This window comes from Lentzea sp. NPDC092896 (genome assembly GCF_044754905.1).
Taxonomy (GTDB): domain Bacteria; phylum Actinomycetota; class Actinomycetes; order Mycobacteriales; family Pseudonocardiaceae; genus Lentzea.
This window is the reverse complement of the sequence record NZ_JBIVPX010000017.1, coordinates 1-21,282: the sequence shown is the minus strand read 5'-3', so window position 1 is coordinate 21,282 and position 21,282 is coordinate 1. Positions and strand designations below refer to the sequence as shown.

Annotated in this window: 20 protein-coding genes; 7 read left to right on the top strand and 13 right to left on the bottom strand. The window is 69.2% G+C overall.

Annotation, left to right across the window (positions count from 1 at the left end; all coding sequences use genetic code 11):
• Positions 1–43: 43 nt before the first annotated feature.
• The gene (locus ACIQF0_RS46035; RefSeq protein WP_401041153.1) at positions 44–1,585 is read left to right on the top strand and encodes a glycoside hydrolase family 3 N-terminal domain-containing protein; all 1,542 of its coding nucleotides are present in this window, start codon (positions 44–46) and stop codon (positions 1,583–1,585) included.
• A gap of 2 nt (positions 1,586–1,587) precedes the next feature.
• Here the strand turns inward: ACIQF0_RS46035 and ACIQF0_RS46030 are convergent, their stop codons facing one another.
• Positions 1,588–2,331, bottom strand: a complete 744-nt coding sequence (locus ACIQF0_RS46030) for a Gfo/Idh/MocA family oxidoreductase (RefSeq protein WP_401041151.1) — start codon at positions 2,329–2,331, stop codon at positions 1,588–1,590.
• Positions 2,332–2,358: 27 nt separating this feature from the next.
• On the opposite strand from ACIQF0_RS46030, the gene ACIQF0_RS46025 reads away from it, so the two are divergent.
• The 3 genes from ACIQF0_RS46025 to ACIQF0_RS46015 are packed head-to-tail and all read left to right on the top strand — an operon-like array spanning position 2,359 to position 4,969.
• A complete protein-coding gene (locus tag ACIQF0_RS46025; RefSeq protein ID WP_401041150.1) occupies positions 2,359–3,105 on the top strand; it encodes a 6-phosphogluconolactonase in 747 nt (248 codons plus the stop codon).
• On the top strand, positions 3,102–3,824 hold the full coding sequence (locus tag ACIQF0_RS46020) for a sugar isomerase domain-containing protein (protein ID WP_401041148.1): 723 nt from the start codon (positions 3,102–3,104) through the stop codon (positions 3,822–3,824). Before ACIQF0_RS46025 ends, ACIQF0_RS46020 begins: the two co-directional genes overlap by 4 nt.
• Positions 3,821–4,969: an N-acetylglucosamine-6-phosphate deacetylase gene (locus ACIQF0_RS46015; RefSeq protein WP_401041146.1), complete on the top strand. Its 1,149-nt coding sequence runs from the start codon at positions 3,821–3,823 to the stop codon at positions 4,967–4,969. Before ACIQF0_RS46020 ends, ACIQF0_RS46015 begins: the two co-directional genes overlap by 4 nt.
• Before the next feature lie 214 nt (positions 4,970–5,183).
• Here the strand turns inward: ACIQF0_RS46015 and ACIQF0_RS46010 are convergent, their stop codons facing one another.
• Positions 5,184–5,567: a hypothetical protein gene (locus tag ACIQF0_RS46010; protein ID WP_401041144.1), complete on the bottom strand. Its 384-nt coding sequence runs from the start codon at positions 5,565–5,567 to the stop codon at positions 5,184–5,186.
• A gap of 52 nt (positions 5,568–5,619) precedes the next feature.
• On the opposite strand from ACIQF0_RS46010, the gene ACIQF0_RS46005 reads away from it, so the two are divergent.
• Positions 5,620–6,084, top strand: coding sequence for an integrase core domain-containing protein (locus ACIQF0_RS46005; protein WP_401041142.1), 465 nt, complete (start codon positions 5,620–5,622; stop codon positions 6,082–6,084).
• Positions 6,085–6,324: 240 nt separating this feature from the next.
• The gene (locus ACIQF0_RS46000) at positions 6,325–7,629 is read left to right on the top strand and encodes a wax ester/triacylglycerol synthase family O-acyltransferase (protein ID WP_401041140.1); all 1,305 of its coding nucleotides are present in this window, start codon (positions 6,325–6,327) and stop codon (positions 7,627–7,629) included.
• Positions 7,630–7,632: 3 nt separating this feature from the next.
• Here ACIQF0_RS46000 and ACIQF0_RS45995 read toward each other — a convergent pair whose 3' ends face one another.
• From ACIQF0_RS45995 to ACIQF0_RS45945, 11 genes are all read right to left on the bottom strand, one after another.
• Positions 7,633–8,730, bottom strand: coding sequence for an ABC transporter permease (locus ACIQF0_RS45995; protein ID WP_401041139.1), 1,098 nt, complete (start codon positions 8,728–8,730; stop codon positions 7,633–7,635).
• Positions 8,727–9,896, bottom strand: a complete 1,170-nt coding sequence (locus ACIQF0_RS45990) for an ABC transporter permease (RefSeq protein WP_401041137.1) — start codon at positions 9,894–9,896, stop codon at positions 8,727–8,729. The genes ACIQF0_RS45995 and ACIQF0_RS45990 overlap by 4 nt, the downstream gene beginning before the upstream one ends.
• A 2-nt stretch (positions 9,897–9,898) precedes the next feature.
• The gene (locus ACIQF0_RS45985; protein WP_401041135.1) at positions 9,899–10,822 is read right to left on the bottom strand and encodes an ATP-binding cassette domain-containing protein; all 924 of its coding nucleotides are present in this window, start codon (positions 10,820–10,822) and stop codon (positions 9,899–9,901) included.
• Between the two features lie 15 nt (positions 10,823–10,837).
• Positions 10,838–11,995, bottom strand: a complete 1,158-nt coding sequence (locus ACIQF0_RS45980) for a globin domain-containing protein (protein ID WP_401041133.1) — start codon at positions 11,993–11,995, stop codon at positions 10,838–10,840.
• A 104-nt stretch (positions 11,996–12,099) separates the two neighbouring features.
• The gene (locus ACIQF0_RS45975; protein ID WP_401041132.1) at positions 12,100–12,510 is read right to left on the bottom strand and encodes a hypothetical protein; all 411 of its coding nucleotides are present in this window, start codon (positions 12,508–12,510) and stop codon (positions 12,100–12,102) included.
• 1 nt (position 12,511) lies between these two features.
• On the bottom strand, positions 12,512–13,117 hold the full coding sequence (locus ACIQF0_RS45970) for a hypothetical protein (RefSeq protein WP_401041131.1): 606 nt from the start codon (positions 13,115–13,117) through the stop codon (positions 12,512–12,514).
• 92 nt (positions 13,118–13,209) lie between these two features.
• Positions 13,210–14,055: a hypothetical protein gene (locus ACIQF0_RS45965; RefSeq protein ID WP_401041129.1), complete on the bottom strand. Its 846-nt coding sequence runs from the start codon at positions 14,053–14,055 to the stop codon at positions 13,210–13,212.
• Positions 14,056–14,091: 36 nt separating this feature from the next.
• Entirely contained in the window at positions 14,092–14,979 is an 888-nt protein-coding gene (locus tag ACIQF0_RS45960) for a universal stress protein (RefSeq protein ID WP_401041127.1), read from the bottom strand.
• A 7-nt stretch (positions 14,980–14,986) separates the two neighbouring features.
• Positions 14,987–16,027 carry an acetate/propionate family kinase gene (locus ACIQF0_RS45955; protein WP_401041125.1) on the bottom strand — a complete coding sequence of 347 codons (1,041 nt, stop codon included), beginning with the start codon at positions 16,025–16,027 and terminating at the stop codon, positions 14,987–14,989.
• Positions 16,024–18,354, bottom strand: coding sequence for a phosphoketolase (locus ACIQF0_RS45950; protein WP_401041124.1), 2,331 nt, complete (start codon positions 18,352–18,354; stop codon positions 16,024–16,026). The genes ACIQF0_RS45955 and ACIQF0_RS45950 overlap by 4 nt, the downstream gene beginning before the upstream one ends.
• 57 nt (positions 18,355–18,411) lie before the next feature.
• Complete coding sequence (locus ACIQF0_RS45945) at positions 18,412–19,410, bottom strand: Acg family FMN-binding oxidoreductase (RefSeq protein WP_401041122.1); 999 nt, start codon at positions 19,408–19,410, stop codon at positions 18,412–18,414.
• Between the two features lie 139 nt (positions 19,411–19,549).
• Between ACIQF0_RS45945 and ACIQF0_RS45940 the strand changes: the two genes are divergently transcribed.
• Positions 19,550–21,223 (top strand): GAF domain-containing protein, encoded by a 1,674-nt coding sequence (locus ACIQF0_RS45940; RefSeq protein ID WP_401041121.1) that lies wholly within the window; start codon positions 19,550–19,552, stop codon positions 21,221–21,223.
• Positions 21,224–21,282: the final 59 nt, after the last annotated feature.

The window sequence follows — 21,282 nt, the reverse complement described above, 5'->3', positions numbered from 1 at the left end:
GTCGGTGTTTACTGGTCGTGCAAACGTTTGATAGAAACTAGATATGCGTTCTGGCAATCGTCAAGCCCCTGCCGCCGATCCGCTCGGCGACGAAGCGGAGACGTGGGTCGACCGGTGGCTCGGGAAGCTCACACCTCGGCAGAAGCTCGCCCAACGGCTCGTCGTCCTGCCCGGTCAGACCGGCGAAGGCTGTCCCGACGACGCGGTGCGGGGCGCGCTCGCCGCCGGTGTGGGCGTGCTGCACGGCCTGACCTCGATCTCGGTGTCCGGCGCGGGCCGCTACCACGCCGAGGTCGGCGACCTGTGCGCTGAGCTGGGCGTTCCGCCCGTGCTCGTGGGAGCCAACCTCGAGTCCGGCATCGGCTACACGCTCGGAGGAGGCGGCACGGACTTCCCGTATCCGCGTGGTGTCGGGTTCAGCGGATCAGCGGAACTCGCCCGGCGCGTGGCGGAGGCCGCGGCGCGGGAGGCGCGGGCGGTCGGGTTTCACTGGACGTTCAGCCCGTGCGTCGACGTCCTGACGAACCCGGACGACCCGATCCTCGGCGTGCGGGCGTTCGGCGTCGACGCCGAACGCGCCGGTCAGCTCGGTGCCGCCCAGGTGCGGGGCTACCAGTCGGGCGGCCTGCTGGCGACCGCGAAGCACTACCCGGGACACGGGGACAGCGCGCAGGACACCCACTCCGAGTCCTCCGTGCTGGCGAGGACCCGCGAGGACCACGAACGGCTGCACCTGCCGCCGTTCCGCGACGCCGTGGCCGCCGGGGTCGCGTCGGTCATGGTGGCGCACGTGGCCCTGCCCGCGCTCGGCGTGGACGGTCCGGCGAGCCTGTCTGCGCTGGTCAACCGGGTGTGGCTGCGCGAGGACCTGGGCTTCGACGGGCTGATCGTCACGGACTCGCTGCGGATGGGGGCGATCGCGGGGCGCTGGAACACCGCCGACGCCGCGGTGATGGCGCTGGCGGCGGGGGCGGACGTGGCCAACGTGAAGTGCCCGGCGGCGGAGGTGCCCGCCCTGCTGGACGTGCTGGAAGAGGCGCTGTCGGCCGGCGTGCTGGACCACGACGAGCTCGACCGGTCCGTGACGCGGCTGCTGCACGCCCGGACGTGGCTCAGCCTGCACCGCGGGCACGGCATCGACCTCGACCTCTGCCGCTCGCTCGACGCCGGTGCGGACTGGGAGGACCCCGAGCGGGCGCGAACGGTGAACGCGCAGGCCAGCCGACTTGCAGGGCCGGTCGTGGTGGTGGGGGACAGCGAGCTGGCGGCACAGGTGGCCGTCCGGCTGGATGCCGCTCACGTCGCGGCTCCGCCGGAGGAGCCCGGCGCGCTGACCCGGCCAGGAGTCGCGGTCGTGGCGGTGACCTGCCCGCTGCCCGTGGACGGCGGACGCGACTCCGAGGCGTTCGCCCAGGCCGTCCGCAGTGCTCGCGCCGCTGGTCAAGACGTCGTGGCGGTGGTCAACTCCACCTGTGCGGCCGCAGACCTGCGAGTGTCCGGACCCTCGGTCAGCGTGCCGGCGGTCGACGCGTTCGGGATCGTTTCGCGCGCCGCCGTCGCGGCCGTGGCCGAGGTGCTGCGATGAGGTCAGCCCAGGAGGCGTTCGAGCAACCGGACCGGCCCGACGAGCTCCTCCGGGTCACTGGTGCCGAGTCCTCGCTCCACGGCGTGGAGGAAGTCGGCGACCTGGTCCTCCAGGTAGGTGGCGGGGGTCTCGACCTGGCGTTTCCGGTCGGCGGTGATGCTGAAGCCGGCGGCGTCGCGGCGGAAGACCAGGTCGATGGCCAGGCTCTCGCCGGTGAGCCGGGCCTTGGTGCCGCGGGTGCTGTGCACGGCCAACGGTCGTACGGCGATCTCGCAGGCCAGTTCGACGTGGTGGATGCCGTAGTGCGCGAGTCCTCCGTATGGGCTGTCCGGGTCGGCCGGGCCCTCGATCGTGACGACCACCGGTCCTTCCTGGCTGCGCAGCCACCCCGCGGTCTCGCGTGTCGCGGTCGCGTCGCGCAGGCCGGAACGGCAGGCGAGCACCACTCCGGCGGTCCGGGCCGCGTCGACCATGGCCCGCGCGTCGTCCTCGCGGGTGGCCAGCGGCTTGTCGACCCACACCGAGATACCCGCCCTGAGCAGCGGCAACGCCTGCGCCGCGTGCTCACGGCCGTCCCGCGTGCACAGCAGCACCGCGTCGACCTGCCCGGCCAGTCCGCCCGCGTCCAGCGGCTCGACCAGCGGCACCGAGTCGCCGAGGAATGCCCGCAGCCGCGCGGGACGTGAGCTGTCGAGCCCGACGATCGCCAGCCGCGCGCTGGTGTTCAAACGTTTGCACAAGTCCACGTGCCATTGCTACCACACGGAGGGTCCATGCCCATCAGGGCCGAGAGTTCGATGACGGTCGTCGGCGCGCCGACGCGCGAGGAGATGGGCGAGCGCGCCGGCGCCCACGCGGGCCGGGTGCTGCGCGACGTTCTCGCGGAGCGTGCCACGGCACGGGTGATGCTCGCGGCGGCGCCCAGCCAGAGCGCGACCCTGGCCGCGCTCGCCAGGGAGGACGTCGACTGGACCCGTGTCGAGCTGTTCCACATGGACGAGTACGTCGGGCTGCCTCCGGGCGCGCCGCAGGGTTTCGCGACGTGGTTGACGACGAACTTCGTGCGGCACCTGCCCGGCGCGGTGTTGCACGCGATCGACCCGTCCGGTGACGCGGAGGCCGAGGCAGCGCGGTACGAGGCGCTGCTGGGCGACGAGCCGTTCGACCTCGTGCTGCTGGGCCTGGGCGTGAACGGGCACCTGGCGTTCAACGACCCGCCCGCGGACTTCGACGACCCACGTGGTGCCCGCGTCGTCACCTTGGACGAGACCAGCCGCACGCAGCAGGTCCAGGAGGGGCACTTCGCGACGTTCGGCGACGTCCCCGCGACCGCTGTCACCGTGACGATCCCGAGGCTGCTCAACGCGGGCGTCGTGATCGCCTCCGTGCCGGGCCGGGCCAAGCGGGCGGCGGTGGGGCAGACGCTGCACGAGCCGATCGGCCCAATGCACCCCGGTACGGCCCTGCGCACGCACCCGGACGTGATCCTGTACGTCGACGCGGAATCCGATCCGCGATGACCCCGCTCCTGCGGACGTACGCGGACCGGTTGTGCGCGGCCGTTGACGCGATCGTCCAGGATGAGGCGGAGTCGATCGCGGCAGCGGCCGCGCTCGTCGCCGAGCAACTGCGCCGTGACGGCCTGGTGCACGTCCACGGCCCCGGCGGACACTCCGCCCTGGCCGTCCAGGACGTCTTCTACCGTGCCGGCTGCCCGGTGAACATCGCCCCGCTCGTCGACCCCGGCACGTCGTTGCTCGGTGGTGCGCTGAGCTCGACCGCGACCGAACGCGAGCGTGGCCGTGCGTCGGTCGTGGCCGGTCTGGCCGAGGGTGACCTGCTCGTCGTCGTGAACGCGTTCGGTGTCAACGCGGCCTGCGTCAGTGCGGCCGCGACGGCCCGGGCACAGGGCGCGCGGGTGATCGCGCTGTCGTCGCGGGCAGCTGCGTCGGGACTGCCGTCGGGCCACCCGGCCCGTGCGGGTGATCTGCCTTCTCACGCCGACGTGCACATCGACACGCACGTTCCGCCCGGTGACGTCGTGCTCTGCGCGGCACCTGGTGTTGAGATGGGTGGTGTGTCGACGGTGCTGAACTCGTTCGTGCTGCACGCGGTGTTCGCCGCCGCGGTCGAACGGGCACCGGGGACGACCGTGTGGAGGTCCAGCTACACCGATGGAGGCGACGCGCACAACGCACGGGCCGCCGAGCGGGTCAGGGGAAGGGTGCCGCAGCTGTGAAACCGTCCGAAGTGGCCGGCCGCACCGCCACCGGTGCCGTGCGGGTGTCCTGGCGGGACGACGTCATCACGTCGATCAGCCCGATCGACACCGAGTCCGACCTGCCGCTGCTGGCACCGGGTCTGGTCGACCTCCAGGTCAACGGCTACAACGGCCTCGACGTGAACGCCGAGACCGTAACGCCGGACACCATCGTCGGGCTGTCGCACCTGCTCGCGTCGCACGGCGTCACCACGTGGTTGCCGACCATCATCACGGCGAGCGAGGACCGCATCACCCACGCCCTGCGGTGTGTCGCCCAAGCCCGCGACGCTGATCCCGTGGTCGCCCGCGCTGTACCGACCACGCACGTGGAAGGCCCGTTCATCTCCGACCGGCAGGGAGCGCGGGGCGTGCACGACCCGACGTTCGTGCGCCCGCTCGACCCCGCCGAGGTAGCCCGCTGGCAGCGGGCGGGCCCCGTCGGCATCGTCACGATCTCCCCGCACGGCGAGGGAACTCCCACGCTGGTGCGCGAAATCGTGGCCAGCGGCATAACCGTCGCGATAGGACACACGCACGCCACCCCGGACGAGGTGACGGCGGCCGTGGACGGGGGCGCCACCCTCTCCACACACCTGGGCAACGGGATCTCCACGACACTTCCCCGGCACCCCAACGTGATCTGGCGGCAGCTGGCCGACAACCGGTTGAGCGCGGGTCTCATCGCGGACGGCCACCACCTGCCGTTCGACACGCTGGAGGTGATGCTCCGCGCGAAGGGACCGGGCCGCGCCTTCCTCGTCTCGGACACGACCGAGATAGGCGGCCGGCCAGCGGGCCGCTACCGCACCGCTGTGGGCGCGGAGGTGGAGCTGAACGCACACCTGCGCCTGTCGGAAGTAGGGAGCGATCTGCTCGCGGGAGCCGCGGCGACCCTGCTGGACGGTGTCCGCAACGTCGCCGCGAACACCTCGCTCACCCCGGCCGCGGCCCTGAACCTCGCGACCAGGAACCCGGCACGCCTGATCCCGGGCGGACGACCGGGTGCGGGGGAGTTGCGCGTGGGCGGACCGGCCGACTTTCTGCTGCTGGGGCCGGGGCCTGTCGGCACCCCGCCGATGGCCGTGGTGCAGTCCGGACGGTGGGTGCGCGGCGCAAGCTGATGACATGGTCATCTCGACGGGTTGACGCTGTCATCTCAGGGTGAGCTGGCCGAGCCGGTCCGCGGGAAGGTCGACCGAGCCATGGTCGCGTTCGAGGACGCCACGCACGAGCAGGGCGGAGCTGCGTTTGGCGATCTGGCCACAACGGTTCCCAACACCAGGGCTGGTCAGTCACGACCAACGCCTTGGCCACCACTGACCATCGCCAGGGACGTCACTTCCCCAGTTCGGTCGGGCCGACTCGGCGCGGAGCGGCCGCAGAAGAGTCACTGGCGGCTCGTGACCCGCTGTCGGTCTTCGGGAAGACGAACTTCTCCAGACTGGCCTCGAAGCCGAACCCCAGAGCTACGGCCTCCCCAAAGCCGAACACGGTGTCCGGATTCGCCGTGCGGTAGACCCCGATCAATACCACCGCGGTCAGCAAGCTGAAGACGAACAGCGCACCGTACTTCGTCAGCGCAGCAGTCATCCAGGTGGGCAGCAACGCGCCGTCGGCTTCCGGAGGAAACTGCTTGCGCACGTACCGGTACAGCGTTGGACATACAACTGCGATCGCCACGCCGAGGGCGACGGCCGCGACGAGTTCGATGTTCGACATGACTCGTCATTTCCTCAAGCACAGCCGGTGACCGACTCGATCCCCGCAGTCGGTGGCGTGCCATCGAGATCGGTGGCGGCGTGCACGGACGCCAGGCGCCAACCAGGCTTCTCACCGTCGCCGGACTGGTCGACGAGCAGGCCCGCAACTTCCCCGTGGAGCTGGACGGCCGGCCGACAAGTTTCGGTTTCTGGTTCGTGACAGGGCTGGTCAGTTCACGGTGTCGTTCGATTCCGTTCTCGCGGACGCCGGCATCGACGTTGTGAAGATCCCACCGCGACGTCCGCGGGCCAACTGCTACGCGGAACGCTTTGTCGGCACTGTTCGACGAGAGCTCACCGACCGACTGCTGATCATCAATGAGCGTCACCTGAAGTCAGCGCTGAACCGCTACGTCTCCCACTACAACCACCGGCGACCACACCGAGCGCTGCAGCACACCGCGCCACGACCGATCATCCGACCGGAGACCCAGGTTGCAAATCCGTACGTCGTCGGCGCGTGCTCGGCGGCTTGATCAACGAGTACGAACCTGCAGCCGCTTGATCTGCAGGTCAAGACCGTTTGAGCCATGTTTGGCACCCCACACGCGAGTCTGCGCCAGGTCGGGATTCTTCGTGAGCTCGTCGACGCCTCCGCGGCTCAGGACGTCAATGACGATGCGGGTTCCATCGCGTCACGGGCAGGGCCGAAGTGCTCGGTGACAGCGGGACACCGGGCCGTGTGCTGGCGGCACTTCCGGTGCTGCACTGGGTGGATGGACGAGCTCAGCCCGTTGGACGCCGCGTTCCTCGAACTGGAGGACGCCGACCCGCACGCGTCGCTCGCGATCGCCTCGGTGGCGGTGGCCGAGGGGCCGGCGCCGAGTCACGACGAGTTCCTCGCACTGATGAGGACGAAGTTGCCGGTGTTGCCGCGAGTCCGGCAGAAGGTCGTGCGCGCCACGCTGGATCTGAGCACACCCGTCTGGCAGGACGATCCGTCCTTCGACCTCACCTATCACGTGCGCCGGACGGCTTTGCCCGCGCCGGGAGGCGATGCGGAGTTGTGCGCGCTGGTCGCGCGGATCATGGGTCAGCGCCTGGATCGCGACCGGCCGCTGTGGGAGAGCTGGGTCGTTGAAGGTCTCGAAGGCGGCCGGTGGGCTGTGCTGACGAAGCTGCACCACTGCATGGCCGATGGCTTGAGCGGCACGATGCTCTACGACGTCATGTACGGCGATGCGCCCGTGCCGGAACCTGCGACCAGTGGTCACGAGATGAGCTTGTTGTCGTTGCTGGGCAACCTCGTGCGGGCGCCGCTGGCGATCGCCGGCGGCTTGGCGTCCTTCGCGTGGTCCTTGTTGCCGGTGCGCCCCTCATCGCTGTCCGGCCACATCGGGTCCCCCAGGCTCTACCGCGTCGTGCGTGCGTCCTTGCCTGAGGTGAAGGAAGTGGCCCATGCGTTCGGCGTCACGGTGAACGACGTCGTGCTGGCCGTGGTCAGCCAGGCCTACCGGGCGGTCATGCTGGAGCGTGGTGAACATCCAGCGCGGGACAGCGTGCGAACGATGGTTCCGGTGTCGGTGCGCGGTGATCGGCGGCTGGACAACCAGGTCAGCCTGCGGCTGGGGTTCCTGCCGGTCGAGTTGGAGAGCGCGGTCGAGGCGCTGCGCATGGTGCATGAGCGGTTCGCCTCACTCAAGAAGGGGCATGAGGCGGAGACCGGGCACGCGCTGACCGAGCTCGCGCGACACGAGCCGTTCGCACCGCTGGCCTGGGGTGTTCGTCTCGGTGCCGGGTTGCCGCAGCGCAGCATCGTCACGGTCACCACGAACGTGCCCGGCCCGCGGAAGCCGTTGCGGGTGCTCGGACGCCGGATCCTCGAGATCCTGCCCTACGTTCCGATCGCCGTCCGGATCCGGACCGGGATCGCCGTCCTGTCCTACACCGACCGGCTGGCGGTCGGCATCACCGCTGACCGCGACAGCACTCCCGATGTCGACGTGCTCGCGACCGCGGTTCAGGATGCTTTGGCCGCTTTGCTCAGCGCCGCAAGGGAACCGTCCGTCGCCGGAAACTGAACTTCATGTCGTCACGGCGCGGCGCAGCCTCCACGCGCCGAGCGTGAACAGCACTACCGCGAACCCCAGCAGCACACCCAGGTGCGGCAGCACGTTGAGCAGGTTGCCGCCGTGCCGCGTCAGCACGGCGAACGCGTCGTTCGCCCAGCCGTGCGGGGTGGCGAACGCGACCGTGCGCAGGGTCGGGCTGAAGAACTCGATCGGCACCATGCACCCGCCGAACGCGGCGAGGCCCAGCCCGAGCAGGATGCCCGCGCCCGTGGACTGCTGCTGCGTGCGGCACAGCGCCCCGAGGAGCAGCCCGGCCCCGCCGGACACGAGCGCGAACGCGCACAGGAGTGCGGCGGCCCCGATCGGGTCGCCCCACCGCACACCGAACAGCAACGCCGAACCGATGATCACGATGAGGCCCTGCAGCAACGCGATCGCCACGCGGCCGAGCGCCTCGCCCGCGATGATCGTCCGCGCTGGGGTGGGAGTGGCGAGCATGCGCCGGGTGACACCGAGTGTGCGGGTCTCGACCAGGGCGGCCGCCGCGGTGAGCGCGTTGAGGAAGGTGAACACGATCAGCTGGCTGGCCGCGCCCAGGTCGAATCCCGAGTAGCCCTCGGGGAACAGCGCCTCGCCGGTCGTCGTCACGCTCACGTCGACCGGTTCCACGCGGGTCGAGTCCACGAAGGACAGTGCAGAGCTGCGGTCGAGCCCGGTGTGCGAGGAGACGAACTCGCCCACCGCGAGCCGGTTGGCTTCTCGCGTCAGCACGGTGGTGACGAGCATCTGCAACTGCTGCCCGGTGCGGTCGGGACGCACCAGCAGCCGGGGCGTCTCCTCCGCGGTGCGGATGAGGCCGGCGCTGACCTCGCCGTGTTCCACCGCGGTGCGCAAAGAAGCCTCGTTCGCGAAGTCCCTGACCCGGATCCCGGACTCCGTGCTCAGCGCGCCGGCCTGGCCGACCACGCCGAGCACCGGCGTGCTCGCACCGCCGAAGGCGGCGCCGATGATGAACACCAGCAGCAAAGGCAGCGCTACGAGGAAGAACAGCCCGGTGCGGTCACGCAGAGCGCGCCGGAGGTTGATCCAGGCGATCGACCAGACCTTCACGTCTGCACCGCCTTCCGGAACAGCAACACGGCGGTCGCGCACGTGACCGCGGCGAACGCGGTCATGGCAGCGACCGATGGGAACACGGCCGTGACGTCGCCGCCCGCAAGGTCGGCGAGGCCGCGGAGGAACCACCGGTGCGGTGCCACCAGACTGAGGGTCTCCAGGACCCCTCCTGCTTGTGCCACCGGGAAGAACGCGCCGCCCAGCGAGCCGAGCACGATCGCGACGACCGCCTGCCAGCCACCGGCCTGGTCCGCGGTCTTCGCCATCGCCGCGACCACCGCCATCGCCCCGGTCGCGGCGAGCACACCGGAGACCACGAGCAGAGCCACGCCCACGGGATTTCCCCAGCGCGCACCCATCAAGAACGAGCTCGCCACGATCAGCACGGTCATGCTCAGCACGCCGATCGCCACACTGGTCAGCAGTTTGCCCGCGAGGATCGACGACCGCCGTACCGGTGCCGCGAGCAACCGCGCCATCGTGCCGAGGCGGCGTTCCTCCAGCAGGCCGGTCACGCCCAGCTGCACAGCGAAGAACAAGAAGAACACCGCCATACCTGCGGCATAGCCGGTCTTCGCGTCCAGCTGCCTGACGGTCGTGGTGTCCTGCGTGATGGCCACGCGTGGCAGGGAAGCGGCGGCCTCGGCGGCAAGTGCTTCAGGCGACGCGATCACTCCGGAGTGGAGGGTCGTGGCGACGGCCTGGCGCGCTGCGGTGAGTCGGTCCATGTAAGCCTGCGCCAGTGACCGCGCCACCTGAGTGCCGGTGGGCGCGTCAACATCGCCGACGACCTCGATCCGCGCGGCACGGCCCGCGAGCACGTCCTCGGTCAGGCTGGCAGGCAAGAGGAACGCTGCCGTCGCCTCACCTTTGTCCACCAGCGAGCGGGCCTCCTGGTCGGAGGACACCGTCCGGATCTCGATCGCTCCGGAGTCGGTGGCACCCCGAAGGACCTCGCCGGTGAAGGTCTGGGCGATCAGACCACGGTCGGAGTCCACCACGGCGTAGCGGAACAACTCGCTGTTGCCGCCGACGTTGCCCAGGATGAGCGTGAAGATGCCGGCGAGCCCCAGCGGGAGAACGAGAGCGAGGACGTAGGCCGTCCGGTCTCGTGCCCGTTCGCGTAGGTCTCGCGCGGCGATCAGCAGTGCGTGGCGCATGGTCACTCCCGCAGCGCTTTGCCGGTGAGGTGCAGGAAAACGGTCTCGAGGTCGGGTTCGGTCACCTCGACGGACCGCACCACGACGCCGTCGGACGAGATCGCCGCCAGCACCACGGGCAGGCATTCGCGCGCGTCGTCGACCACAAGCTCGATGCCCTGTCCGTGCGTGGCCACCTGGCGGACGTGCTGAACCGCACCGAGCAAGGTGGCGGCGTGCGAGAGGTCTCCGTCCAGGAGCAACGAGATCCGGTCCCGTTCGCCCAGCCGCTCGACCAGTTCGCGTTGCGTGCCCTCAGCGACAAGACGACCCGCGTCGACGATGCCGACGCGGTCGCAGAGCCGCTCGGCCTCCTCCATGTAGTGCGTGGTGTAGAGGATCGCCATGCCGTCCGCGGCGAGCGCGCGCACGTTGTCCATGATCTGGTTGCGGCTCTGCGGATCGACGCCGGCGGTCGGCTCGTCGAGCACCAGCAGCTTCGGCTCGTGCAGCAGCCCGATGGCCACGTTGAGCCGCCGCTTCATCCCACCTGAGTACTCGCGTGCCAGATCATTGGCGCGTTCGCTCAGACCCACGACGTCGAGCACGTGGTCGACACGAGACCGCTTGGCACCGTAGAGGCTCGCGAAGAACCGCAGATTCTCCCGTCCGCTCAGGTCCGGGTACAGCGCGAGCTCCTGCGGGACGTAGCCGACGAGCCGTTTCGCGGCGATTGCCCGTGTCGACATCGGCTGTCCCGCCACGAGCACCTCGCCCGCGTCGGGCGTGAGCACACCGGTGATCATCGAGATCGTGGTGGTCTTGCCCGCGCCGTTCGGGCCGAGCAACCCGTAGGTCTCGCCTTCGGCGACGGTGAACGACACGTCGTCGACGGCCAGGACCTCGCCAAACCGGCGGCTCAGGCCAGAGCATGAGAGAACCGTCATGACGTGCGCTCCTCCCTAGAGCATGCCTGGTCCGAAGACCTCGTACTTGATGTCGTCGGAGTGCACGCCACGGCGCAGGAGTCCTGCCCGCATGTCCCGCATGAAGGGGATCGGGCCGCACAGGTACGCGATGGCGTCTGCTGGCAACGGGATCGCGTCGACATCGATGCGGCCGGCCCGCCCGTCGTCGTCACCGTTCTCGTACCAGGTCAGGTGCTGGAATCCCGCGAGGCGGGCGTACTCCGCACGGTGAGCGTGCCGCTCAGCTGAGTCTTCCGCGTGCACAGCGACGATCGTGCGTTCCGGCTGAGCGGCGGAGATGTGGTCGAGCATCGACAACATCGGGGTGATGCCGATGCCGGCGCTGATCAGCACCACGGGACGGTCGCCGTGCTCGACCGTGACCTCACCTGCCGGAGGACCGATCAGCAGGGTGCCGTCGGCGTGCACGTGGTCGTGCAGGAAGTTCGACACCGCACCGTCTGGGGCGCCATCGGCACCGCGAACCCGTCGTACGGTGATCCGCAGTTCGCTGCGGCCGGGCGCCTGCGACAGTGAGTACTGGCGTGGCTGCCGGTGTCCGTCCGGCAGGTCGACCGCGATGGACACGTACTGGCCTGGTTCGAACGTCGGTACCGGACCGCCGTCGTCGGGCACCAGGGTGAACGACACGGTGTCGACCGCCTCGTCGTCGCGCTTCGCCACGCGCCAGGGACGCCACAACGTGTCCGGGGTGACGCCCGCGGTCTGGAACAGACGTGCCTCGGCGGCGATCAGCGACACCGCGAACAACCAGTAGACCTCGTCCCATGCGGCCGCGACCTCCGGTGTCACGGCGTCGCCAAGCACGGTGGCCACGGCGCCGATGAGGTGTTCGCCGACGACCGGGTACTGGTCGGGCCGAACTCCGAGCGAGACGTGCTTGTGGGCGATGCGTTCCGCGATCGGGCCGAACGGTGTTCCGTCGAGCAGGTGCTGGGCGTAGGCGATCACTGCGGATGCCAGTGCGATCTGCTGCTTGCCGCTGGCCTGGTTGCCGCTGTTGAAGAGGTTCAGCAGTTCCGGGTGTGCGGCGAACATCGACGGGTAGAACTCGGCCGTGATCTCGGCGGCATGGTCGCGCACGACGGGCAGGGTCGCGCGGACCACGGCGGCCGAAGCAGCTGAAAGCACAGGTGTCTCCTCGACGATGGGTGCTGGGCGGAACCGGAGTGCGCATCGGCTGTCCGTGTCCCGATCACCTCTGAGCTTGCGCGTTCAGGCCCGGGAGGGTGCAGTTAGGAAAGTCGCTTCCGAGTGAGGACCTTGGTCCCGGTGGCCGCACAGACCAGAACGGCGAGTCCTGCCAACGCCATCACCGGCTGGAGCCAGCTGAACGTGCGAATGATCGTGACCTGGACCAGGATCCATCCGACGAGGAGCGCTCCTGCGCCCGCGGCCGCAAATCTCCATTGTGGACGGTTTGCTCCGCACAACCACGCAGCCAGTGACATCGGTAGCGCGACGACTAAGCTCAGTGCGGTAGCGGCGACGGTGCTGCTGTGGAACGGCAGCCTCGCTGTGACGACAGGTCCGAGTTCGACTGTTCCCGTTCCCAATCCGGCGACCCCTGCCCACGCGGACACTGCGATCGCGGCGATGAACAGGGTGATCCACGGATGTGCGATCAGCTTCGCCTTGGCGCCCATGTCAGGCTCTCCTCAAGAGCCGGGTGAGTGCCGAGCCCGTGATGGCTGCCATCGTGGCCGCCATCAGCAGGCCGCCCAAGGCGCCGATCAGAGCGATGAGTTCGGTCGACTGGCCTGGTTGCCACAGGGGAGTGGCGACAGCGGTGAACACCAGCAGACCGGCGCCCCACGCCAGGGTGTTGGCCCAGATCCACAAGTGGGCGTTGGGGAAGTGGTTGCGCAGGATGAACCATTGCGCGGTTCCCAGCGACAGCAGCACGCCGGTGCCTGCGACAGCGGCGATGGGCAGTACGACGGCGAGAGGGAGTGTGTTCAGCCGGTCGCCGCTGTGTACCGCGAGCATCGCGATCGCCCACGCGAATCCCGCTGCCAGTGCGGTGGCGCCGATCCAGCCGCGTGCGGGGATGGTGCGGTCGACGCGGCGCAGCACCACGGCTTGTGCCGCGCCGAGCACTGCGCCCTCGACCACTCCTGCCAGGACGAGCAGCTGCGGGGACGAGCTGAGCGCGCCTGCGAGTGCCGGCGTGAGGAACCCCGCGAACTCACCTGCTGTGGTCCAGCGGAACCACGACTGCCAGAGGTCGCGCGCGGCCAGTTCGGTTCTCATGGTTCAACGTTGCGCTCTGAGCTGTTCGAATTTCAGGGACCAACGTCCTCATCTGGCTAGTGCGCAATGCCTTGCGCTGTCGAGGAATTCGTTCAGTTCCAGAGGGAGGGACGAAGCCAGCCGGGAGCAGGGGTTCCCAGTTCTCGGGCGCCTCGCCAGAGGACGGTCGCACACACGGTGATCATCACGGCGAACAATCCCGCGACGGGCCAGTTGGGCGGTTGGCCGTTGACGAGCAAGGCGATCGCCATCGCCCAGATGGCGAGGCCCATGGTCAGCACCTTGACCAGGACGACCGCGCCCAAGACGGGCGCGGCCACGTGGCCGCGGACGAGTGCGACACCTGTCGCGATGACGGCGGGTAGCGCGAAGGCCAGATCGGCGACGTAGACCGGGTACGGCAGCTCGCCCACGTTGAGCGTGCCGGGCAGACCACCCCCGATGGTCGGCACGATGTCGGAGAGCCACAAGCCGGCGAACGCGAGACCGATCACGATCAGGAACCAGCCGACGCCGACGTGTGTGCTGAGAGGCACTTTGCGCACATCGATTCGCGCTATGCCGTCGATGAGTGCGGCGAGCGACAGCGTGAGCGCCGCGATGTAGAGCAGGAACGCTGAGTTGTGCGGTACGCCGAAGGCGTAGATCAGGTACGTGTAGGCGATGTAGCCGAGCAGTCCGAGCCACAGCAGGTGCCCGCGCAGCGATCCAGCACTGCTGTGGCGGCCTGCCCAGATCAGGATCGGCACGATCGCCAACGTGAGGACGTCCTGCGCCATCGACTCGAGATGTGGTGTGCGGTCCAGCCGGTATGCGCGGTCGGAGAAGAGGCCGTACAGCGTCGCCGCTGTGAGGACGAGGGCGAGCGACCACGAGACCCCGTTGGTCCACCACGCCCGCAGCGGGCGCGTCGCGTTGGTTGATCTGAGTGTGCTCATCGAGCGCTCGCCTTCTTCACGTCCCGATCGTTTGAATCACTGTTGTGCCAGCGGAACTACGCCGACTGGGCAATGTGCGTGATGGATCAGTGCTTGGCTGGTCGATCCGAGCAACAGACCGCGGAAACCACCGCGTCCTCGAGTGCCGACCACGACCAGCTGCGCGTTCGCCGAGTGCTTGACGAGAGTGCGAGCGGGGCGATCGCGCGCGAGGAGCTGCTGCACGGGCACATCGGGATACGCGACCGAATGCTCCGCGACCTGTTCGGCCAGCAGCCGTTGTTCCGCGGCCTCGATCGACGCGAGGTTCGTTGCGGTCAGACCGCGTTGCCACGCGGTTTCGGCGGTGAGGTCCCACCACGTCCGCACGGCGTGCAGTGCGACACCGCGCAGTGCGGCCGCCTTGAAGGCGAACGCCAGAGCCGCATCGCTGGCGGGTGATCCGTCCACACCTACGAGGACGGGAGCGCTCGAGGGCGGATCCGGTTCGGTACTGCGAATCACGACGACGGGGCAGTGCGCGTGCGTAGTCACGGCGATTGCGGTCGAACCCGCTAGCAGGCCGGCAAAGCCTCCCTGGCCGTGTGAGCCCACCACCAGCAGATCGGCCGACGCGGAACGGCCGATGAGTTGTTCCGCCGCGTTGCCGGCGCTCAGTTCGGTCTTCACGTCGATCTGAGGACCTGCCTTCAGCGCTGTCGCTGCTGCTTCGGTGAGCCACTGCCTGCCTTCGTCGAGAACACTGTCGGCGTAGGACTCGGCAGGCGCGATCAGGTCGAGCGTGCGCGCCGGAACCAGCACGCAGGAGTGCGTGATCACCAGTCCGGTCTTGCGCCTGGCCGCCTCTTCGGCTGCCCATTGCACTGCGTGTGTTGCGGTTTTCGATCCGTCGAGTCCCACGACCACCGGTCTGGTCACGGTCATCCCTCCTCTAGCTCGTTTCCTTCAGCAGCGTTCGGGTCTGGGTGGCGATCTCGACGTCCTCTCGTGCCGCGACGACCACGACCGCCACAGCGGTGCTGCTCGGACCGGTGCCGAGAAAGGCAAGCCCAGCGGTGGTGTCCGCGCGCAACGCGGCGTCGTGCTCGCCGACACCGCCGGTGAACACGAGCACGTCGATCCCTCCCAACGAAGCCGCCATCGCCGCGATGCCCTGACGTAACCGGTGCACGTACACTTGGAGCGCGAGAATCGCGTTTTGGTCACCGTTCTCCGCAGCCTGGCGCACATCCCGCAGGTCACCGCCGATGTCGGAGAGCCCGGCGAGTCCGGAGTGGTGTTCCAGTCCGTCCTCGAGCTCGTCCAGCGTCAGCCCGGCTCGCTGCAGCCAGACCAGGAGGCCGGGGTCGACGTCACCGCTCCGGGTGGCCATCACGAGGCCCGCCAACGGGGTGAAACCCATAGTCGTGTCCACTGACCGTCCATTCGCGACAGCGGCGAGCGACGCACCGGAACCGAGGTGGCAGCTCACGACCCTGGCACCGGGCATACCGGCGAGTTCAGCGGCTCGTCGGGACGCATAGGCGTGGGAGAGGCCGTGGAACCCGTACCTGCGCAGGTCCCACTTGCGCCGCCATGACGCGGGAACGGCATAGGTCGTGGCGGACGCGGGCATCGTGGTGTGGAACGCGGTGTCGAAGCACGCCACCTGCGGCACGTCGGGCAGCAACCGGCGCGCCGCGTCGATGCCGGCGAGCGCGCGGGGCTGGTGCAGCGGCGCCAGCCCGATGAGAGCGTCGATCTGGGCACGCACGTCGTCGTCGATCGCGGTGGCGGTGGTGAAGGCGGAGCCGCCGTGCACGACGCGGTGACCGACGGCGTCGACGGGCGGTGCGCCGCGCAGGAAGTCTTCCAGCGGGCCCATCTCTCCTGACCAGCGTTCCACGGTGGTATCGGCGAGGACTGTGTTGTCCTCGCCGAGCACCCGGAGCTTGAGGCTGGAAGAGCCCGCGTTCACCACGAGCACGTTCATTGCCAGGTCCAGTCGCGGATCTCGGGCATGTCCTCGCCGTGCTCGCGGATCCAGTTGTGGTGGCGGGTGCGTTGGTCCTGCATGTGCTGGCGCAGCCGGGCCGCTTTGGGGCCGAGTCCGGGGACGCGGTCGATGACGTCGATGACGAGGCGGTAGCGGTCCATGTCGTTGAGCACGAGCATGTCGAACGGCGTGGTCGTGGTCCCTTCTTCTTTGTAGCCGCGGACGTGCAGGTTGTGGTGGTTGGTGCGGCGGTAGGTCAGGCGGTGGATCAGCCACGGGTAGCCGTGGTAGGCGAAGATCACCGGCCGATCCGCCGTGAACAGCGCGTCGAACTCGCGGTCGGGCATGCCGTGCGGGTGTTCGGTGTCGGGCTGCAGGCGCATCAGGTCCACGACGTTGACCACGCGGATTCGCAGTGACGGCAGGTGTTCGCGCAGGAGTTTCGTGGCGGCGAGCACCTCGACGGTGGGGGCGTCGCCGGCGCAGGCCAGTACGACGTCCGGTTCCTCGATGCTGTCGTCGTTGCTGGCCCACTCCCAGATGCCCGCGCCGCGGGTGCAGTGCAGGATCGCCTCGTCTACGTCGAGCCAGTCCGGTGTCTCGTTCTTGCCGGCCACGATGACGTTGACGTAGTCCTTGCTGCGCAGGCAGTGGTCCGCGACCGAGAGCAGCGTGTTGGTGTCCGGTGGCAGGTAGACGCGGACGACCTCGGCCTTCTTGTTCATGACGTGGTCGATGAAGCCGGGGTCTTGGTGGGAGAAGCCGTTGTGGTCCTGGCGCCACACGTGCGAGCTGAGCAGGTAGTTCAGCGACGCGACGGGCCTGCGCCATGCCAGCTTCTTGTGGGTCTTGAGCCACTTGGCGTGCTGGTTGAACATCGAGTCGATGATGTGGATGAACGCCTCGTAGCAGTTGAACAGCCCGTGTCTGCCGGTGAGCAGGTAGCCCTCCAGCATGCCCTGGCAGAGATGTTCGGACAGCACCTCGATCACGCGGCCGTCGTGGACCAGGTGCTCGTCGACCGGCAGAGTCTCGGCCTGCCACTGCTTTCCGGTCACCTCGTACACGGCGTCGAGCCGGTTGGACGCCGTCTCGTCCGGCCCGAAGATCCGGAACGATCGCGCGTCGGCGTTGAGCGTGATGACGTCGCGCAACATGCGGCCGAGCACCCTGGTCGGTTCGGAGTGCGTGGAGCCGTGCTTGATGACTTCGGCTGCGTGTGCGCGGATGCCGGGCATCTTCAGTTCGCGCAACAACAGGCCGCCGTTGGCGTGCGGGGTCGCGCCCATTCGTTTCGTGCCAAGGGGCACCAGGGCGTTCAGATCCGCGCGGGGCGTGCCGTCGGCGTCGAACAGCTCTTCTGGCCGGTAGCTCTTCAGCCATTCCTCGAGCTGCCGCAGGTGGTCCGGGTTGTCCCGCACACCGGCCAGCGGGACCTGGTGCGCGCGCCAGGTGTTCTCGACCGGCACGCCATCCACTTCGGACGGACCGGTCCAGCCCTTCGGGCTGCGCAGCACGATCATCGGCCACCTCGGCCGGTCTGTGCTGCTCTTGATGCGGTTGATCTCGTCGAAGACCTGGTCGAGCACCTCGGCCATGCGGGCGTGCATCACCTCCGGGTCGTCGCCCTCGACGTAGAACGGCGCGTAGCCGTAGCCGCGCAACAACGCGTCCAGCTCGTCGTGCGGGATGCGGGAGAGCAGGCTCGGGTTGGCGATCTTGTAGCCGTTGAGGTGCAGGATCGGCAGCACCGTGCCGTCGCTCTGGGGGTTGAGGAACTTGCCGGCGTGCCAGCTGGTGGCGAGCGGTCCGGTTTCGGCCTCGCCGTCACCGACCACGCACGCGACGATCAGACCGGGGTTGTCGAACGCCGCGCCGAACGCGTGCGCCAGCGAGTAACCCAGCTCGCCGCCCTCGTGGATGGAGCCGGGCACCTCGGGCGCGACGTGGCTCGGCACGCCGCCGGGGAAGGAGAACTGCCGGAAGAGCCTTCGCATGCCCACGGCGTCGCGCGGCACGTCCGGGTACGTCTCGCTGTAGGTGCCCTCCAGCCACGTGTTGGCCAGCAACGCGGGGCCGCCGTGGCCGGGGCCGGTCACGAACAGCATGTCGAGGTCACGGTCGCGGATGATCCGGTTGAGGTGCGCGTAGAGGAAGTTCAGGCCCGGCGTGGTGCCCCAGTGGCCGAGCAGCCGGGGCTTGATGTGTTCCGGTGCCACGGGTTCGGTCAGCAGTGGGTTGTCCATCAGGTAGATCTGGCCTGCCGACAGGTAGTTGGCGGCTCGCCAGTACGCGTCGACGAGCTCCAGGTCGGCGTTCGACATCTCGTGCTCCTCGTTCGGGGGCTTCTACGTGGTGATCCGGACAGGGCATGGAGTGGCCTAGCACCCGGCGCGATCCTTGGCGTCCATCAGGAGCTCGGCCACGCGGCGTCGTGGCGTGGCGGGGACCGGCGTGCTGAACCCCAGGCGCAGCACCGTCTGCGGGACGAGCATCCCGCCGAGCGAGCGCCGCAGTTCGTCGCGGACGGGCCGGACCTCGACCGGCTGGGACAGGAACGACGCGGACAGCCCGTGCGTGGTCGCGGTGAGCAGCACGCGTTGCAGTGCCTGGCCTGCCTGCAGTTCGCCGAGCGGACCGTCGTAGAACGAGCAGAGCACCACCACGAGCGGGTCGGACTCGTAGTCCTTGCCTTGGTGGCGTTCGGGGCCGCGGAAGTCGCGGAACGTCCACTCGTCCTGTGGCGCCGGCCGGACCCCCGCCGACGCGGGTGGCACGCCGTCGGCCGCGTCCGGGCGGGGGCCGGTGAAGGCGGCCAGCTCCGCCTGCACGTCCCCGTCGCCCAGCTGGATCTGGTGCGCCCGCTGGACGAGTCGCTTGAGCTGGGCCCGGCCCTCGGGGGTCGTGACCACGTGCAGCCACGAGCGTTCCAGCTCGGCCGCCCGCACCAGGGAGTGACGCTGACGAGAGTCGACGCGGGCCTCGTGGAACGGATGGCGGTTGGTGCGCCGGTGGGGCACGGCGTCGAGCAGCGCCCTGTTCTCGTCGTCGGGCTTGATCGTGCCGCCCTTGCGCACGATCGCGAGCGCGCCGGGCGCGTCCTGACCGGGCAGCATCGTCACGAGCGGGCGCACTCCCATGTCCTGCAACGCCAGCCGCACGTTGTACAGCGCCGCGCCGCACGACAGCCGCAGTTCACGGTCCTCGGGATCGGTCGCCGCCAGTCTGCGGGAGGTGTCCGGGTGCAGTTCGATGCGATCGGGCCGGACGCGGAAGCGCCACGGCTGGGTGTTGTGCACAGACGGCGCGAGCGAGGCCGCCTTCAGCACCCGCTCGACCTGCTCGGGCCCCAGTCCCAGCGCCGCGGTCACCTCGGCCATGTCCTTCACCCCGTCGTGTTGCCGGTGGAACTCCTGTTCGCTCCACCTTCTGCGCAACCGCCGGGTGGTCCCACCGTCGAAGGTCCCGACCTCGCCGGGACTGCTTGGTGTTGCCGCGACCCCGTGAAAGGCTTGATCCATGGGCGACCCTCAGGACCCACCGCCACGCAGTCTGCTGGGCGGGTTGCGGCTGGACGATCTGCTCGACGAGATGCGCGACCGGCTCGCTGAGATCGGGTCCACCAGGGACAAGATGCAGAGCCTGCTCGACGCGGTGCTGGCGGTCGGTGCCGGGCTGGAGCTGGACTCGACGCTGCAGCGCATCGTGCAGGCGGCCGTGGAGCTCGTGGGCGCCCGCTATGGTGCGCTGGGTGTGCTCGGTTCGCGGCACAACCTGTCGCAGTTCGTCTACGTCGGCATCGCCCCGGAGACCCGCGCGCACATGGGTCACCTGCCCGAGGGCAAGGGCCTGCTCGGGCTGCTGATCAAGGACCCGAGGTCGATCCGGTTGCACGACCTGTCCGCGCATGTGGCGTCGGTCGGCTTCCCGCCCAACCACCCGCCGATGCACAGTTTCCTCGGCGCTCCGCTGCGGGTGCGGGACGAGGTGTTCGGAAACCTGTACATGACCGAGAAGATCGGCGGTGGTGACTTCACCGCCGACGACGAGGTCGTGCTGGAAGCGCTGGCGGCAGCGGCCGGCGTCGCGGTGGAGAACGCCCGCCTCTTCGAACGCTCGCGGACGCGCGAGCGGTGGTTGGAGGCGACCGCGGAGATCAACGCTCAGCTCCTCGCCGGCGCGACGGCTGATGACGCGTTGCGGTTGATCGCGCAACGCACCGTGGAGTTGGCGTCGGCGTCGTGGGCGGTGGTGCTGATGCGCGATGGGAAGGAACTCCGCAGAGCGGCGTACGCGGGCAACGAGACCGTGCCCGACGCCTTCTCCTCCGACACACCGGTGCTCGCGCAGGTGCTGGAGACGGCCGCACCGGCGTTGATCGAGGAAGTGGACGACCAGCTGGGCGACCTGCCCGCGAAGACGGGCGCCGCGGTGGTGTTGCCGCTGCGAGCCGGCACCACGGTGACCGGTGTCCTGCTCGCCGTCCGGGACAAGGACGCCGCTCCGTTCGGCGCCGACCTGATGCCGTTGCTGGCGTCGTTCGCCGATCAGGCGGTGGTCGCGATCGAGTTCGCCGCGAACCAGAGCGCCAAGCGCCTGGTCGACGTGCTGGAGGATCGCGACCGCATCGCGCGTGACCTGCACGACCACGTCATCCAGCGGCTGTTCGCCACCGGCATGAGCCTGCAGGGCGCGTTGACCTGGGTGACCCACGCGGAGGCGCGCAGGCGGGTGACGAAGGCGGTGAGCCAGCTGGACCAGACGGTGCTGGAGATCCGCACGTCGATCTTCGACCTGCAGGCGGACTCCGGCGACACCGGGCTGCGGCGCAGGCTGCTCACCATCGTCGCCGAGATCACCGAGGACGCCGAGCTGAGCCCGGCGATCCGCATGTCGGGCACGATCGACAGCCTGGTGCCCGACTACATCGGCGAGCACGCCGAGGCAGTCGTCCGCGAGACCGTGAGCAACGCACTGCGCCACGCACACGCCACGGAACTGACGCTGACCGTCGAGGCGGGCGACGCGTTGATCATCGCCATGGTCGACAACGGCCGGGGGATGCCGCTGGAAGTCGCGCGGAGCGGACTGCGCAACCTCGAACAGCGCGCGGCCGGGCTGAACGGAACGCTCACCGTCGGCGAGGAACCCGGTGGTGGCACGCGGGTGACGTGGCGAGTTCCCCTGGACTAGGGCGTCAGCCGGTCTCGTTGTCGTGGGTGGGCTTGCGCAGTTGCGAGGCGAGCACGGCG